The organism is Mesorhizobium sp. WSM4976 (genome assembly GCF_029625685.1).
Classification (GTDB): Bacteria; Pseudomonadota; Alphaproteobacteria; order Rhizobiales; family Rhizobiaceae; genus Mesorhizobium.
In genome coordinates this window covers 57196-73510 of record NZ_JARTVT010000031.1, presented here as the reverse complement: position 1 = coordinate 73510, position 16315 = coordinate 57196, and the positions used below count along the sequence as shown (strand labels likewise).

The 16315-nt window shown below is 58.8% G+C and carries 16 protein-coding genes; 9 read left to right on the top strand and 7 right to left on the bottom strand.

The window, feature by feature from the left end:
* Positions 1-701: 701 nt before the first annotated feature.
* From P9272_RS29960 to P9272_RS29950, 3 genes are all read right to left on the bottom strand, one after another.
* On the bottom strand, positions 702-911 hold the full coding sequence (locus P9272_RS29960) for a cold-shock protein (RefSeq protein ID WP_278163425.1): 210 nt from the start codon (positions 909-911) through the stop codon (positions 702-704).
* A 402-nt stretch (positions 912-1313) separates the two neighbouring features.
* Positions 1314-1832, bottom strand: coding sequence for a molybdopterin dinucleotide binding domain-containing protein (locus P9272_RS29955; protein WP_278163423.1), 519 nt, complete (start codon positions 1830-1832; stop codon positions 1314-1316).
* On the bottom strand, positions 1771-2031 hold the full coding sequence (locus P9272_RS29950) for a hypothetical protein (RefSeq protein WP_278163420.1): 261 nt from the start codon (positions 2029-2031) through the stop codon (positions 1771-1773). Before P9272_RS29950 ends, P9272_RS29955 begins: the two co-directional genes overlap by 62 nt.
* A 101-nt stretch (positions 2032-2132) precedes the next feature.
* Here P9272_RS29950 and P9272_RS29945 point away from each other — a divergent pair, with 101 nt between their 5' ends.
* The 4 genes from P9272_RS29945 to P9272_RS29930 all read left to right on the top strand — a co-directional run bounded on the left by P9272_RS29945 (position 2133) and on the right by P9272_RS29930 (position 4013).
* Positions 2133-2351 carry a hypothetical protein gene (locus tag P9272_RS29945; protein WP_278163418.1) on the top strand — a complete coding sequence of 73 codons (219 nt, stop codon included), beginning with the start codon at positions 2133-2135 and terminating at the stop codon, positions 2349-2351.
* 402 nt (positions 2352-2753) lie between these two features.
* Positions 2754-2963: a hypothetical protein gene (locus P9272_RS29940; protein WP_347404080.1), complete on the top strand. Its 210-nt coding sequence runs from the start codon at positions 2754-2756 to the stop codon at positions 2961-2963.
* A 72-nt stretch (positions 2964-3035) separates the two neighbouring features.
* The gene (locus tag P9272_RS29935) at positions 3036-3251 is read left to right on the top strand and encodes a hypothetical protein (RefSeq protein WP_278163416.1); all 216 of its coding nucleotides are present in this window, start codon (positions 3036-3038) and stop codon (positions 3249-3251) included.
* A 438-nt stretch (positions 3252-3689) separates the two neighbouring features.
* The gene (locus P9272_RS29930; RefSeq protein ID WP_278163414.1) at positions 3690-4013 is read left to right on the top strand and encodes a hypothetical protein; all 324 of its coding nucleotides are present in this window, start codon (positions 3690-3692) and stop codon (positions 4011-4013) included.
* 26 nt (positions 4014-4039) lie between these two features.
* Here P9272_RS29930 and P9272_RS29925 read toward each other — a convergent pair whose 3' ends face one another.
* Positions 4040-4360, bottom strand: a complete 321-nt coding sequence (locus tag P9272_RS29925) for a hypothetical protein (protein ID WP_278163413.1) — start codon at positions 4358-4360, stop codon at positions 4040-4042.
* 298 nt (positions 4361-4658) lie between these two features.
* Between P9272_RS29925 and P9272_RS29920 the strand changes: the two genes are divergently transcribed.
* Positions 4659-4874 carry a hypothetical protein gene (locus P9272_RS29920; protein WP_278163411.1) on the top strand — a complete coding sequence of 72 codons (216 nt, stop codon included), beginning with the start codon at positions 4659-4661 and terminating at the stop codon, positions 4872-4874.
* 463 nt (positions 4875-5337) lie between these two features.
* Here the strand turns inward: P9272_RS29920 and P9272_RS29915 are convergent, their stop codons facing one another.
* Positions 5338-5766: a hypothetical protein gene (locus tag P9272_RS29915; RefSeq protein WP_278163409.1), complete on the bottom strand. Its 429-nt coding sequence runs from the start codon at positions 5764-5766 to the stop codon at positions 5338-5340.
* Between the two features lie 1251 nt (positions 5767-7017).
* Between P9272_RS29915 and P9272_RS29910 the strand changes: the two genes are divergently transcribed.
* Complete coding sequence (locus tag P9272_RS29910; RefSeq protein ID WP_278163407.1) at positions 7018-7356, top strand: hypothetical protein; 339 nt, start codon at positions 7018-7020, stop codon at positions 7354-7356.
* Positions 7357-8469: 1113 nt separating this feature from the next.
* Here the strand turns inward: P9272_RS29910 and P9272_RS29900 are convergent.
* Positions 8470-10920 (bottom strand): EAL domain-containing protein, encoded by a 2451-nt coding sequence (locus P9272_RS29900; protein ID WP_278163403.1) that lies wholly within the window; start codon positions 10918-10920, stop codon positions 8470-8472.
* Positions 10921-11045: 125 nt separating this feature from the next.
* Here P9272_RS29900 and P9272_RS29895 point away from each other — a divergent pair, with 125 nt between their 5' ends.
* A complete protein-coding gene (locus tag P9272_RS29895; RefSeq protein ID WP_278163401.1) occupies positions 11046-11747 on the top strand; it encodes a DUF4336 domain-containing protein in 702 nt (233 codons plus the stop codon).
* A 775-nt stretch (positions 11748-12522) separates the two neighbouring features.
* On the opposite strand, the gene P9272_RS29890 is transcribed toward P9272_RS29895, so the two are convergent.
* On the bottom strand, positions 12523-13137 hold the full coding sequence (locus tag P9272_RS29890) for a CGNR zinc finger domain-containing protein (protein ID WP_278163399.1): 615 nt from the start codon (positions 13135-13137) through the stop codon (positions 12523-12525).
* A 230-nt stretch (positions 13138-13367) separates the two neighbouring features.
* On the opposite strand from P9272_RS29890, the gene P9272_RS29885 reads away from it, so the two are divergent.
* Entirely contained in the window at positions 13368-14096 is a 729-nt protein-coding gene (locus tag P9272_RS29885; RefSeq protein WP_278163397.1) for an alpha/beta hydrolase, read from the top strand.
* A gap of 194 nt (positions 14097-14290) precedes the next feature.
* Positions 14291-16108: a hypothetical protein gene (locus tag P9272_RS29880; RefSeq protein WP_278163395.1), complete on the top strand. Its 1818-nt coding sequence runs from the start codon at positions 14291-14293 to the stop codon at positions 16106-16108.
* The last annotated feature ends 207 nt before the right edge of the window (positions 16109-16315 follow it).

Here is a 16315-nt window from a genome sequence, read left to right as displayed (position 1 = left end):
CATGACGCCCTGGATCATGAACGTAACAGATGACCAGGATCGGCTCCTGTTCACTCTTCAATTCGCCGCGAAGGTGCCATCAGGAGAGGCCTTTTACATTCCCCGAGAACGTGAAGCAAAAAAACCGCAGGGCGAAACCCACGGGCAGGTGCTGGAGTAGCCGGGAATGCACAAAAGTGGCCAGGAGGGCCGATGTGAAAACAACGAAGTGCTTGGATGTTCCGTGAAGACGATCACCTCGTTCCTCAGTCGTAACACTCGGTGAACGAACGTCTTAGCCGAAAGCTCATAGGTCCGGCTCATGAAACCAGTTGGTGAGAACTTCATTTATAGGTGCCGGCGAGAATAGTCCCTTCATCGTTACTCTCCTAGGTCTTCAGTTGGCGCGAACGTATGTGTCCGCCGGCCCAGGTTTTTGAGGGGGCGTTCATATCCTGAGGTTCCCAGTCCTCGCGACTATCGACATTGCCAGCGCGCCCTGACGAGATCCGCGGAAGCTCCACAGCTATTTCGGCGCTTCGGTTTGGCGCATCACCCAACGAGGCGTGCGTCCCCTCGCGCACAGCCTGCTTCGGCACTCGGCGGCAACGAGGATTCCTACTACAAGATGTCTCGCGAGACGTTAGGTTTACGCGCCGGGCTACTACCCATCGGCGCGGAGGCAAAGGGCCACTCCAAAGTGTGCGTGGCCTTGGAGCAACTTAGATCGCCCGGAGGTCGCCTGCAGACGATTTTCCCGTGCGTCGGTCTTGTTGGATCTCATAGCTGACCTTCTGGCCATCAGCGAGGCTTCTCAACCCAGCACGTTCAACGGCAGAAATATGAACGAAAACGTCCGCACCACCGGCGTCGGGTTGGATGAACCCAAAGCCCTTTGTTGCATTAAACCATTTCACAGTACCTGTAGCCACGCCACTATTCCTTTCCTGGCAAGCCGGGCAATCCTGGCCCGCGCAGCCAATCTAGCCATCGCCCTGGGCAGGTCAATGGCGTGATTGTCCGAGCCTACTGCCTTCATATACGGGCCGGCACTTGGCGATCTCAATCGATCACCGACCAGCGAACTGGAAGCGGACGAGCCGCACCCGATGGCTGCGCGATGGCACCTACCTCTGACTCATTGTATATTACCGCTAGCTAACCGGCCAGGGAATGTCGGCTGATACCCTTGAACTGCCGTTTTCCCTGTATAGGCACTGCGATCGCAGCAAGCACGCAAGCTAAGTGGCCGGGGGACGTTGGGCGGGATCACAACGTACCTATCGTGGCATTCACGACGGAAAGCTCCGCCTGATAGACCTTCGCTGCGTCGCTTACGTCACCATGGTACGGCTCGACGCTGACGATGCATGTATGTGCCGAGCACCCTTGCCCGAATTTCGACGTTGGCACATCCATGGTGAGGATGTTGGATTGCCGGAAATATCGAGGCCGGCATTTCCCATTGGAGTGAACCACGCGCCCGTGGGAAGGAAAATGACGCCCGGGCGGACACTTTCGGTGAGCTCGGCCGTAGCCAAGCACTGGCCACGGCTGTTCCACATTCTGATGGTTTGGGCCTGCTTGATGCCAAAGCGAGTTGCATCCGCCGGGTTGAGACTTGCTATTTCGCGGCCGTTTTTCTTTCTCAGTCTGCTGGCCGGAGCAGTCTCGAGCTGCGAATGGAGACGCCCCGCCGGCTGGTGAGAAATCAGGTGCAATCCGTTTTCGATGTCCGCGCCGCCGAGCCATTCGTCCGGTTCGATCCAGGCAGGATGGGCGAGGCAGTCGTCATATGCCAATTTCTCCAGTGTTCGGCTGCCGAGAACGATCTTTCCGGATTCGGTCTTCAACGGTGCTGCATCGCCTGGCGATAACCTCGAACACGCTGCCGACTTCCTCGTAAATCTCGCTGACGTCGATGCCCTCTCGGTCCGCAGCTTCCATCACTTGGTCGGTTAGATCGCTTAACGCGGTAGGGTCATCCGTCACCATTTCGGGCAAATGCTCTGCCATCCAACGCTCGAGGAAATTGGCGCCGCGCGTGCTCATTTTTTCATAAGCGGGAGCCGCATATTAGGTTCCGCTGATCTTAGTTGGACCTTGAACCTTCTCTTTCGGGGAGCGTTGCCATTGGATTCAGGAGTTTTCCGATGGCGCGCTTTCAAATCGAAGAGATCTATGGCGACCGCATCGTTGCCACGACATCTGCAGAGGCACCAGATGCGCTCAGCGCCGCAGAGATCCTGACGGGGAAGGCGATCTGCACCAAGGCCTTGCAAGAGCACTGGTTTCGGGTGGTGAACGAACGCGAAGGCACCGTCCACGAATTCAGCATTGCAGAGGAGCCGCCAAAGGATTTTGCCAAATGATGAACTGCTTCGGCGCAAAGCCCGGCTCGCAGATCGAGGGTGACACAGGATTATGCGAGCCGGGCCTAGCCGCCGACACCTATTCCGGGGGGAAGTGGTCCAAACTCGGCGGTAGGTTAAAGGTTGGTCGATAACCCTTCATGCTGCAATGAGGACTGAGGTCCCATCACGCTACCTGCTATGGTCTATTCGGTACGTGAAAGAGCCCACCTGCCATGCGCGCTCGACGGGCCCTTTATCGAGCGCGAACCTTGGATTGCGGAAGGCACCCACCCGACGCGACGCGCTTGGAAAGGAAGCAGCCTAGCGCGCCGGCTGATTAATCAACCTCACCCATAGATCGATGTTCCATTAGCGACCACCTGACTAAGCCGGTGGCAACGCCAGAGTCATGGTACGGCGATGAGCAGCATCAAGCCCTGCGCTACGGTTGCGATCACCGCAACAGTGCGCAAGCGCGGGACCGAGGATCGGATCAGCGTATTGATCTCTTCCTACCACCAGCCGCATTCGATTGTTGACACCACGCCGCACATCAGCAGCGGGCAGAAGATCGAGCCAACCGGCGAAGTCCTGCGCGTCGATGGTGACACCGTGACGAGTTGGCGGTAGGGATCTCGGCATCACGGTCAAGCACAGTGCCGTGCGGCTCGTCACAAGCCATGTGGCGCCGAAGGGCAAAAAATGACAGGGCGCTCGGGCAAACTTACGCCGCAGGATGCCAAGCGCATCCTTGCTGACCTGCGGAGGAAAGCCATCCTCTATCGGGGTGACGAGGAGGCGGGCGACGACCTGGTACAGTTCACCCTGGAAACCGCCATTGACGAATACGCAAGTCGGCCGGCCGATGTATCTCTTGGCCAATGGTTACATACCATCATGGCCCGGCATCTGAACTGATCGGGGTGGGCCTCGGTCGCTGACGGCAAGCTGCGACTAGCTGCGCTTGGCCTTCGCCACGCGAGCAGTCAGATCTGCCTCGTTGGTGGCTCCAGTCTGAGAAGCATGGAGCAGAAGTGATGCCAGCCATCCCCTCCCAGTGGCATCAGCGTCAGACGGGAGAAGCTTTTTCATCACCCTGTCTAGCATGGCCATATCATCCGGGCCGATGGTTCCCTAAAGGGCTCACGCATCACACACTCCTAACGGTAGCGGCCCGCCGGCTGAGCCGACGAGCCATCTTCCCTCAAACTGTGTGCGCCCCTTTCCCTGGATGGTCCGCCAGACCCAGGAACCCCGCACAGGGAATGTCATAGAGCCGGATGAGCGTGATCGCTGTAGTTTTGCAGCCACAACGAGAGGGATTCGCAGATTCCCTGTTTCGATCTGGCCTCGCTGTTGGCTGCCATCGTTCACACCTTCGCCGGCTTCCGCATCCGTGGCGACGCAAGCGAGTCACCGTCGCTGGCGACTTTGGAGCATTCAGCGACAAGGCTTCAGCTGTTTCGCTGCGCACCTGCGCGCAAGAGCCTCGACGATGTCGCCGGTTGTGGCCGGGTGAGAATGCGTGGTGTCGGTCTTGAGTGCGGTGACGTCTGCGGCAAGCGTATTGTCCGCGCGGCGGTGATCGGGGAGCGAGAAAGCATCTTCATGCCGCGACCGTACCGCGGAAGGGTTTGCAAGCTTCCACCGAAATTGCTGCAAACTTTTAGGGCCGAATGAGATCCGTGTTGCTGGCCATCGCTTCGTCATCCGATGAAGTCAACGAGGGCTTGCTCTAGGTCAACGCGCTCGGTGGCCCTCAGGCAGTGGAAGGGGCTGCGTTCGCTCAGGCGGCACCCTTGCTCGACGCTCCGGCCAGCCGCGGCAAGAATGCTGGCGACCTTGTGCACGGCGGCTGATGGCATGGCCTGCTGAAGCGATAGGCCGAGTTCGCGAATGCGCCTGTCCCGATACGATCGTACGACCGTCGCCGACAGGTCGCGTGGCGTTGCAGCCAACTGGTCTGCCAGTCGGACCAGACGATCGCGCAGTCGGCGGGCGATGATTGAACCAAATATCGTCACCATCAGGCGACGTGCTCCGGGCAGGTTGTCCCTTATGCAACGATGGGGTGCAACCCGCACGGCTCTCGAGCGCAGAATTAGTTGCCGCGAGCCATGACCACATTGAGCGATTCAAACAATCAATGTGGTTCTGCAACCGTCTTTGCCCGGACCGGTGTCGGAGCGCATGGGCTGCAGCGAAACACCTTCCCCGCACCAGTAGGGGCTGCTGTGACCTCGGCTGCGCCCGACCGTCGCAGGAACAAAACGCCCTGGCGCCGATTGGCTTTTTTGAAGGGACCAAAACCCCTAAGGAAACGGGATGATGGTCGAACTTGTAGTTCTGGAAATGGCGGCTGCCCGGCAGCACGCAAAGCGAGCTGACCAGTCGCTGAAGCAAGCGACGGCCATGCTCGACGATAACCATGGCATCGCTGTGAGCATTGCGCTGTGCTGCCGGATCCGAAACGGGCAAGCGCGCGCGAAGGCGGCCAAGCGTCGCCTCCTGAAGATCGCCGCACAAACAACCGCGCACTGACGAGCAACAACACTCATGCAGATCGCAGATTTTGATACCGCATCGATGCACGGAAGCCAACTGTTCCGCGATGCCGGACGGCGATGCTCGTGGTCCGGGTCCTGCACCAGATGCAGCGGACTGCGGCCGCGGTCGACGACGTCGAGGACGCACTTGAGGAGTTTGCAGCAGCCACGCGCCGGCCGGTGACACCACTTCACCCGGCCGGGGACCGGCGAAACGCTCGGGCTTTAGCCCACGCGACGGGCGCGGCGCATAGCCTATCGGTTTCGGAGGGAGGCATTCGCCTCGCGCTTCCGGGCACCCGCGCACCATTCCCGTTCAAGCACGTTCGCCACGAGGTCGGCGGCTGGTGTGCGCGGCGCGGCATGCGTCGCAATATGTTCGATCAGGAACTGAGGTTCGGGCATACGCTCGGCGGCTTCAGGAAGCATGCGAGAGTGCATGAGACCGCCGCGGCGCGCTAGCACATGCCCTTAGCGACTTCCTCGATCAGTTTAGCCACGAAACTGCGAAACCGCTCGTCGGACCTGTCTCCTATATTTCCGACATCCTCGGCCACCATGCCGGGTGAAGAAACCGACACCTCCCCACTGAGCTGTACGTTGACGGTGAATGTCCTTCTGGCTGCCTTTTTCAATCCTGGCTTTCGGTAGATTTGAAACCGAACGGAGGGCGTCAACGCTTTGACCTGGCGGCGCGGTGCGGTGTCTATGTCGATGGCCATCTCGCCCGCCACGTCCGCTTTGGCTGCTTCCAGCGAGGCAACAACGACATCGTTCAGCCAAGTCCTGGCCTCAGTGCCAAAGTCTGCCATTGGGACATTGGCATCCTCCCCCTGCTGGCTATGGGCTTTCTTGCCGCGCTCAAGCGCCTCTTTGAACTTAGCCATCCTAATCGCCTCCGACTTTGTCAGCGCCTGAAGCTGATCTTCAGATCGGCCACGGCTCTGTCAAAAAATAGAACGCGTGCTATCGAAGTGCGTTGCATGGCTTGAATTCTGCGCCTGCCGCGGCCTGTCGTCGACCGGCCTCGCTCACCCGAAGATCGCTGCTGACAGGGGTAACCGGCTAGCGGTGCGGCAAAGTTGTGCGTCCACCGCGGCATGAGCAACTAGCGGCGCCCGTCCCGCTTATCGGTCCTTGAAAATTGATTCAGCTTACCAACGAATTCGCTTGTCCTAAAGGAGGTAGGTGCTTCCTTGATCGCGCCCGTTCGGGGGTACACTCGCGGCCTAGTGGCGCTGGAGGCTCGACAGGTCAATGGCCATACCAAAAATGCAAGTCGCGCAGGTCGAGGACGGCATGCACCTCGCGCCGATGGCGACCGAAGCTCGCCCTGCTCCGTCGCGATCGAGGCAACAAGACATTGATCGGATGCCGCTGGCCGCGCGGCTCCGACGGGTTCGAAAGCTGCAGTCTGCTTCCGGCCAGCTTGATCTCGTGGCGGGAGCGATGACGTAGACGTGATCGGGCGCATCAGCCCCTCTGCAGAATCAGCGCTCGCCGCTGCCGGTTGAGATCGCCATCCGGTCGTGACGTCTGTCGAAGTGCTAGGGGACCGCTTAGCCGAGAAGGCAGGCATCACCCAGGCGCAAGCCGAAAATCGTATCGAACGGTTCAGAACCGACTGGAATCGCTGCGCCGCGAATTTCACCACCAGTTTAAGCGCGACCATAAAGCATATGATGATCGCCGCCGCGCATCCGGCGCACCGTCGCCCGCATGCAGTCAATCGAGCCGATGGTCGGCGATGTTCACCCTGTCGACATTCACCTCACTCGTCCTGATGGCACCGTCGCCACTGCCAGGCTGATCGGCTTCTTTCGGCATGCTTCTCAGAAAAAGATATCGCCGATCCGCCTCACATCCGTGATCAGCCGCTCGGTCTGCTCCCTGGCCTAGCTCGATGCCGAGGCCGGTGATGAAGGGATCGACCTGGTAATCTCTTACGGCCGGCCGAGATACCGCCGTATCGCGACAAGCTCGCCGGGCGAGCCCTTGCGGGGAGAGCCCGCATAGGCCCAGACACAATTCAGAAACGCGCCAGAAAAACACCAGAAATCATTCGGGCGTAGAGTGCCTTTGAGAGGGTCGGTCATCGGCTGCAGCACTGCAGCACTTGTTCGGATTGGCGACAAGAGATGCTTAGGTTCTCTATCAGTTTGATGGGCGCGTTGCTCGGGATCTCGCTCGTCACCGGCGCCGTTGAAGGCGGCAATGCAAAGATTGAGACAACCCGGTCCGAGCGCTGCGCCGCTCTCAGCCGCCAAGTTGACGAAGCCCTCGAAACCCATGCCGCAGCAACACAGGTCACTGCGGCAAAAGCGCTGCAAAGAAAGGGAACACGGTTCTGTGCCAGTAAGAAGGAGGCACAGGGAGTCCGGATGCTCGCAAATGCTTTGAAGCTGCTTGGCGTGACACCGATCGATCCCGATACGGTGCCGAAAACCGACCTGCATAACAAGGAGAAAAAGCCATGAAAAAGTCCCTCCTCTCCGCCCTTGGCCTTGCGGTTGCTCTTGCCTTTTCCATGCCAGTCCTGGGCAACGCAGCCGCCACCAAGACGACCGCTCCGGCTGCCTCGACCGCCACGACACCGGTCCCGGCGGCAACTACGATGGAGAAGCCGCACCAGAAAGACGTGATGGCTTGCAAACCGACCAAGCATCACAAGTGCCCCGTCAAGCACAGGAAGCATAGAAAGCATAGGAAGCATACTGCGAAGGCTGCGGCCCCCAAGAACGCTTACTAAGCCCGCTCTGGTTGAAAAAGACCGTCCCATCACCTTTACTGGGACGGTCTTCTGTGGATTGACGTGGCCCGCCGCCCAAGGAGGTCGGCCGCAAAGTTAATCTTTATGACTCCGAAGCTCGAGAAATCTCAATCACAACTGGCTTCCGACACAGGTCAATTGGGTGAGACACAGGCGGAGCTCGACCAAACTCTAAGCGACAAGCGTAAGGCAGTGGAACAACTCCTCGCCGATTATGCCGGAAACTGGCTGACGCAGAAAAGCATGGCGATGATGAGGCCCAGGCCGTCAACAAGGCCGAAGCTCATTTGGCCCACACGAGGCCTACCGCGCCAGTCGACGAAACCGTTCAAGATCTCGCCGCGACTCAATCGGCCAAGTCTTCACCACCGGCCAGCAGATCATGACCAATAGGCCACGAAACCGCGCCTCCAAGTGGAAGCCCTGGTTCCCAACACCGACATCGGATACCTGAAACTCCGCTAGGCCTCTGTCATCAAGGTCGACGCCGTCCCGTTCACCCGTTTCGGCACCATCCGCGGTCATTTCGTCCGTATCGTGGCGGAGGCCACGCGGCAGTTGGCCGACGCCGTCTCGTCGGCCAATGAGGCCGCAGCTCCCGCCGGCGTGTCGCCCGGGCAGGCTTTTTCCGATCACCATAGCGCTCGGTCAGAACAGCATTGCCGTCGACGGTGCCGACTTAGGATTGTTCGATGGGCATCAACGATAACGACTGCTTCGCGCGTCGTGTTAGTCGCGGGGGCAAGATCTGCAGTTGCCTAATGACATCAGAGACCAGGTTTGTTGGCTTAGAGGATCGCCGGTTTTGGGAGATTTCATGCTATTTGCCACAGAGCGAGAGAAGCTGGCTTTCAGGAGCTACAAGAAGCGCATGAGCCTCGCTTGCCGGCATTGGACGTCCAAACAACCATCCTTGGACATCAGTGCAACCATGCTCCTTGATCAACCGATATTGGTCCTCTGTCTCGACACCTTCCGCGGTGGTCGTCATGCCAAGTGTCGCACCGAGGTCGGCGACAGCCTTGACGATCGCGCGGCTTTCGCTGCTCTCGCACATCAGGCTTACGAAGCTGCGATCGATCTTGATCCGGTTGAACGGAAACGACCTGAGATAGCTCAGTGATGAATAGCCGGTCCCGAAATCATCCATTGCGATTCCGATCCCTAGCTCACGCAAGCTGTGGAGGGTTTTGATGGTGTGCTCATTGTGTGCGAGCAGCACTGACTCGGTAATCTCGAATTCAAGTCGCGACGGGGCTAGCCCTGAGGCCGCGAGTGCCGAAGCAATTTGGAGCGGCAGCGACTGCTGCTTGAATTGGGCCGGCGAGAGATTGACGGCGATGTTGATATTCGAGGGCCATTTTGCCGCATCGGCGCAAGCTTGTTGCATGATCCATTCACCGAGGCCCTGAATAACCCCGGTTTCCTCAGCAAGCTGTATGAATTCGGAAGGTGGCAGCAGACCAAGACGCGGATGATCCCAACGCACCAGCGCTTCAAATCCGGTAAGTCTCGACGTACTGGCGTCATGTATCGGCTGATAATGCAGCACAAACTGTTTGTCCGCTACGGCAACCGCCAGCTCAGCTTCGATCTGCCGGCGCTTCTGCAATCGCGCATCCATCCCTTGTTCGAAGGATCGGTACGTGCCGCGGCCTTCCGCCTTCGCCTTGTAAAGTGCGAGGTCGGCTTTGCGGATCAGGCTTTGAGAATCTTGCCCGTCTTCGGGGAAGACTGCGATGCCGATGCTGCTGCCGATGTTGATCGTATGACCCTGGATCGGGAATTCGCCAGAAAGGGCGTGAATGACGCGGCTTGCCAGCGCGCCAGCCTGTCCATCGCCGTCGAGCAGCAGCTGAAGGACGACAAATTCGTCGCCGCCAACCCTCGCGACCATGGCGGTTTCTCCAGCCTGCTGCTTCAGCCGTTTCGCCACGGCAATGAGAAGCTCATCTCCCACCGGATGCCCGAGATTATCGTTGACCGGCTTGAAGCGGTCCAAGTCGATGCAATGGACGGCGAGCTTTTCGCTCCCTCTGAGACTCCTCAGCGCCTCGTCCATCGTATCCGCCAGCAGACCGCGATTGGGCAGGCCAGTCAGCAGGTCATGCGAGGCAAGGTGCTGGATCTCGGCTGTGCGCTCCTCCACCCGGCGCTCTAAGGTCTCGGCAGCACTGGCCTGCATCGCTATCGTCCGTCCGATCACATACCAGCATGTCAGCGCAAGTAGTGTGACGATCAATATTGCCCCATAGCCCGCGAACTCGAATTCGCGGACCGACTGGGCGTCCGCGTTGGCTTCGAACCTGCTGTTGGGAAAACCCGCCCAGAGATGCCATGCGCTTCTCGGATCATTGAGTTGGAGGGAGATCACTTCGGAATAGATCAGGTTGGGGTCAGGCGCCGTGAATGAGCGGGACTCGGCGGCCAAGGATGTCGACAGCCGATGCTGGTCGGATTCAAAACCGTAGCTCGAATTGACGATCACATAGTCGCTGTTGGGCAGAAGCTTCCTCAACGCCGAGGTGAGCATGATGGCCGAAACGGAACCGCGCAGGCTGCCGTCGACTGCGAAAACCGGAACCGAGAGAATAAAGCCGGATCGATCAGCATCATCGCCGGTGTGGATGAAGTCCGTGTTGTCGCACGTAATCAATTCCTTGGTGCCGATGATCGGCACGTTTAGGCCGTCAACGTTGCTCGAATTGGGATAGTTGGCCTTCAGCCAAGCTAGCTGTTTCGCAAGCTCATGGTACTCGTATGTCTCGATCTCCTCGGCTGGTCGGGTGCGTGAATGCTCGTCCAATCTGGTCAGTTTTTTGGAAGGATCGAGTTTTGTCCCATCCCTGGCGTTCACGATCAACTGATCGAATTGGAGGATCGGCTCCTCGAGCTTGCCTGTCACCGGATCGTAGCGGTCGGGGTCGAAATCCAGGGGCAGGAAGTAGACCTCGGAGATGGAGACGTTGTTGGCCAAGTTGTTGTAGATTTGCTGGATCGTGGCGCGGCCCTCGTCGCCTAAGTTCGTGCCATGCCGGTCCAGGTTTCTAACGCTTGGCAAATAAGCCAGGGTTCGAACGTTCTCGTAAATCGCTCGCAACGCGTCTTCGACTGTCTTGGCCGTCGCTTTCGATGCCGCCTGAGAATTTTCGATGTAGCGGTCCCTAGCCAGCGCAAAGTCCCGCTGCGAGTCGATGTGCAGGGCCACGAGCATTGCCGCTCCGACCAGTAGGATCAGCACAAATCCAGCCACGCGCCTTAAGGCGTTCATGCGACCTTGTCCCCATCAGTCGGCAGACATTAGCGCCGTCACAGTTTCGGAAGCGCTAATGTGCAATGGTTCGATTGCCGTATTGGGGTGGAAAGCGCCCCTTCGGCGCACTAGACTTAGGGACTATGCTGGAGCCGCTGGGATCAAACTTGTGGATTGCGGATGGCGGAATCGTCTCGTTCAAGGGATTCGATTATCCGACGCGCATGGCAGTCGTTCGTCTTGCCGACGGGGGCCTGTGGTTGTGGTCGCCGGTCGAAAAGACGGCTGCGATTGAGGCTGAGATTCGAGCGCTCGGGCCTGTTCGGCATATAGTCAGCCCCAACAAGTTGCACTACCTGTTTCTAGGCGAGTGGCAGGCCGCATTCGCGGGTGCGAATTTATGGGCGACGGCTGCGACAATCGCCAGGTGCAAGGGACTCTATTTTTACAGAAAACTCACTGACGAGCCGCCCGCCGAATGGAAAGAGCAGATCGACCAGTTCTATTTCACCAATTCGCCATTCATGGACGAACTGATCTTCTTTCACCGCGGATCGCGGACTGCCATCATCGCGGACCTGTCACAGACTTTCAGCGAGACGTTCTTGAAACGCCATTGGCCTTGGTGGATGCGGCCAATCGCAAAACTTTCTAAAATGGTCGAAGGATGGGGCTATCCGCCGATCGACTATCGGATGAGTTTCCGCAACCGCGCAACCGCGCGCCCAAAGATTCGTGAGTTGATCGGAAAGCATCCCGAGCACGTCGTCGTGGCCGATGGCGAGGTTGTCAGGACCGGTGGCGAAGCCTTTTTACGGCGTGCCTTTTCATGGCTGCTCCGGTAGTCGCAACGTCGACAATCGGCGATCGCCGAATGGCAACTATTCGCACCTTCCACAATATGAGGTGGTCGTCTTCCGGCCCCAAGCTGACGCTGGGCTGTTCTACAATCGATCCTCGACCGCGTTCCTGGACGCTTTTCGAAATTTGTGGGTCGCGCCGCTCGCCGAATTCGGACGCTTGTGGACGAAGTAGGAAGCTAGATTCTGTTTTAGGATAGATTTGAAGGCATCGAGTTCCTAGGTCCGTCGGAGGCACTGTTGCGACGGCCTGACTTGCTGAACGGCCCCCAATGCCGCGGGGGGCCCCGTGTTGTGGTTGCGTCGTGACGGACTGCGGTCCTAGAGCAACAAGGAACTGCTTGCGTTAGGCGTTAGCCCCGGGATTGGGACCGAAAAGCGTGGTCAGATGGACGACCGCGAAATCGGCCAGAGCGGCTTCTACCGCATAAATTGCGGTCCCGCAAACCGAGCAAAATGCCCTTGTGATGAACTGACTCGTCAGCGGATCAGTGTACAGGCTATAGCGTCCATTGACGACTATCGTGGATAGGTCGGCCAGGGCGCGGGTTCTTGGATGGAGCCACCCGCGGCATTCCGGGCAGTCACATTCTGAAATCGAATCCTCCTGCAAGTCGCAGCTGAACGTCGTCTGCCCGCACTCACATTTGCCTTTGAAGCCCATCAGCATCCCTGTGACCCGTGTACTGCCAGCCTTTGATCCACTTCGCCCTTCGACATCAAAACATCGGCATCGGCCAAACTAAGTCTGTCAGAAAAGCTAACGCTTGTTCCTGTGGTAGTGACGCTGCGCCTTCGCTCGGTTCCCGCACACCGCCATGGAACACCAACGCCTCCTTTTGGTGGCGGAGGTGTCCAGAAAGAGCCAGCTACAGGTTTCGCACTGCCGGATGTTCTGGCTGGCGGCGTCCGTGATCAGCATCGACGCCGCGATGGCCAATCTGAATTGTACAAGTGAAAGTCCCGCCTCGTCTGGAGCAGAGTACCATCGCAGTTGAGAAACGCCGGGAAGCAGACGGGCGCGACGCAAAGCCGATCGAAAGCTCATCTCGACAGCCGAGCGGTCTGATTCAGCCGGCGTGCTACCGCTCATCGTCGATGTTATCAGTCGGTAAAGGCTTTCTCGCTGGTCTCTAAGCTCCTCAAGACAGCGCTGTGCCAGATCCGGCCCATCGGCGGCGAGTTCTCGAAGAACACCACACTCCTCGCTGTCGAGAACCTCAGCGGCGACAGCCCAGGTTAAAACGTCTGAATATGTGCGCAAACGCTCAAAATCTCGGGCTTTGGTGTCTCCACCCTGCGTGTTCAGGAAGTCGAGGACCTGATTGCCCCCGATAAACGACCTAGACGTCCATTTATCCAATAGTTCTGCCATGTGCCGATCGCCTCAAGCTTGTTCGTGATCGAGAAGGTTTCGAGCGCTGCTGCTCCTGCCTTTTGCTGCAGGAGCCCGTCGGAACTGGCCACGCGATCATCAAATCCAAAACCGTGGTCCAGCTCCGGCAGCTGATGATTTTTCTGCATCACACGATCATTCCTTTTGATTTGCGAGATGCCGCGCTATCAGTCTACCTAACCGAAAGATCATCGCAAAGAGGTTAGAAAATGGCAGGGGAACTTGCAAGCGCTTGGCCGCTCTCGGAGACGTTCGACTATAATGGGCAGAAAATCCGCTACGGGGTGGTTGGGGAGGGCGCACCCCTGGTCTTGGTCCACGGAACCCCGTTCAGCTCTGCCGTTTGGCGGCGGATCATTCCCTATTTCGCCGACCATCGACGGGTCTATTTCTACGATCTCCTCGGCTACGGGCAATCGGAGATGCGGGACGGGCAGGATGTGTCACTCGGAGTGCAGGACAAGCTCTTCGCGGCCCTGTTGCAACATTGGGACCTTGAAGCGCCTGACGTCGTAGGACACGATTTCGGTGGCGCCACGGTGCTCCGCGCTCACTTGCTTGGAAAAAGAGACTATCGGTCGATGACCTTGATCGACCCTGTCGCCGTGGCGCCGTGGGGAACTCCGCTCATCCGGCACGCCCGACAATATGAGAATGTCTTTGCCGGTCTGCCCCGATATGTGCATGAGGCCATTGTCCCGGCCTACATCTCGGGAGCGGTACACAAGCCACTCCCGGCAGACACCATGTCGCTTTATGCAGAACCGTGGTTCGGGGATGTGGGTCAGAAGGCGTTTTACCGGCAAGTCGCTCAGATGGACGAGCGCTATACTGATGAAGTTGAGCCTAGATATGCTGAAATCCGATGCCCGGTAACAATTCTTTTGGGGCGAGGAGGACAGGTGGATTTCCGTCGAGCATGGCCGCACGCTGGCTAAGAAGATCCCTGCTTCGGTTCTCAAGATCATACCCGGCGCGGGACATATCGTCCAAGAGGATGCGCCGGAGGCTATCGTGGCGGCACTCCTCGGCTTTCTTCCCAGCATTAAGTGATGGATTGGGGGTGGGTGCACCGCTAGGTCGCCAACCCGATTGGCCATCTCGCAAATGCGGCGCGCTCGAGAGATTCTGAATGCCCCAGGATATGGACGTCACCAAGCTCCTGTCCGTACGGCTTCGACCGGGAAGCGATTTGCTGGCCGAGGGCCGCCAACTGGCACGCGATTGGTCGGTTGGGAAGACCGCGTTCCTTGAATTGGTCTGCGCACCAAGCGAGGCCGAGTACAAACGGCGGATGGCCGCGGCAGGGCACATCATGCAACACGCTCACATCGGCTTTCGGGGTGTGGAGCGCACGCTGGACGCCATCCGGGGCGTCCATGAAAGCTGCGCGGCGAATGGCGTCATCATCCACCGCTTCGGCATTACACTGGATTGGTCGATGGGATATCCAGCGGCTGAGCGACGTGGGCGGCGACGGGGCACCGGGATCGTGCTGAATGGAGCCGAGGATTTTGCCAGAATAACAAACGCGGCACCGGCCGCGGCTCACTTCGGCGATTTCATGCTCGGGCTGCCTGGCGCGTTAGACAACGTGCGGCACGCGCTGGCGGCAGGCGCAACCGCAATTGGCAATCTAGGCCAATATTTTACCTTTCGACTCCCCGACTGGGACGACGACGTCGCCACGACTGAGGCGACCGTGACGGCAATGGGCTTGATTGCCGCGCAGGACGTCGAGGTGCTCATTCACTCGAACCTTGATGACGGGTTCGCCGGATTGTTCTCGGACATGACGTGCGCGCTCGGAATGGCGCTCATCGAGAAATATATCGTCGAAGACCTCATTGGGGGTCGTCTGAGCCATTGCTACGGCCATCACTTCACCGCACCTCTCTCTCGCCTGGCCTTCCACAGGGCTCTAGCCAACGTTTCCAGCACGACCGGCACAATGATTTTCGGCAACACCGTCAGCTATCGCTCCTCTCCGAGCGGAAACTTTGCGAGCTTGTCCAATTACCTCCAGGCGGACATTTGGGCGCTCACCCGCCAGCATACCGGCCACGCCATCAATCCCGTCCCCGTGACGGAGAACGAGCGCATCCCCGATGTCGAAGAGATCATTGACGCACAGATATTCGCTGCACGCCTTGTGGAGCACGCAGCCGCCTCTCTCGACATTCTGGATCTGCAGGCAATCGATATCGCAGCTGAAAAGCTCATCGCGGGCGCCCGGACATTTGAGCGCAATGCCCTTCAGGGGCTCGCCGCCATCGGCGTGGATATTGAAGATCCTGCTCGACTGATGCTGGCTATTCGGCGGCTCGGACCACGGAGGCTTGAAACGCTGTACGGCGCCGGGCGCTCAGATCCTGCGACGCCCGGGGGGCGGCACCCGCTAATCGCCGCGGAATGGGTAGCCGAACTCAACGAGGATGCCGCGCACTGGCTCACGCAAGTCCCCGAGGAAATCGCGATACGCCTTTCCCGTTCCGGCCTGAAGGTGTGTGTGGGATGCAGTGATGTACACCAGCATGGCAAGGTCCTGATCGAGCACGTCCTCTCAGGACTGGGAATTGAGTGTATCGACGGGGGCGTCTCAGCCGATGCCGACGATCTTGTGGCCTCGGCCCTCGGCAGCGGCGCGAACGTCATCGCCATCAGCACCTACAACGGCATAGCTTTGCACTATGCGCAGGAAGTGCAAGCTGCTTTGCTCAAAGCGGGCTCGGCCATACCGGTTTTCATCGGCGGCAGGCTCAATCAGATACAAGATGATTCTAATTCGGGTTTACCGGTCGACGTTAGCCAGCACATTTCAGCCTTGGGCATCTCAGCTTGCGCGTCTCCCGGCGAGTTCATCGCCGCACTGGGCAACCTTGAGCGTCAACGGCAGGCGAATCTTTGCACGCTGCGACATTCCGCCGGCCACGTCCTCGGAGGCTCATAGCCTAGGACTACGGCTTCACCACATCCGCCGCGAAACAGCCGTCGTTGGGCGGTGCCAAAGCGGACGTGCACGCGAGATTCCGTCGCCGTGTTCTTGCCGGCTCGAGAATTGCTGTGGCGGTGTGACCGTCCTCGTCCCAACTGAGAGGCACGTGAATGCCGCAACTGCTTCGCAAGATCAGGAAGCGCTGCAGTCGAAGCTGAGACA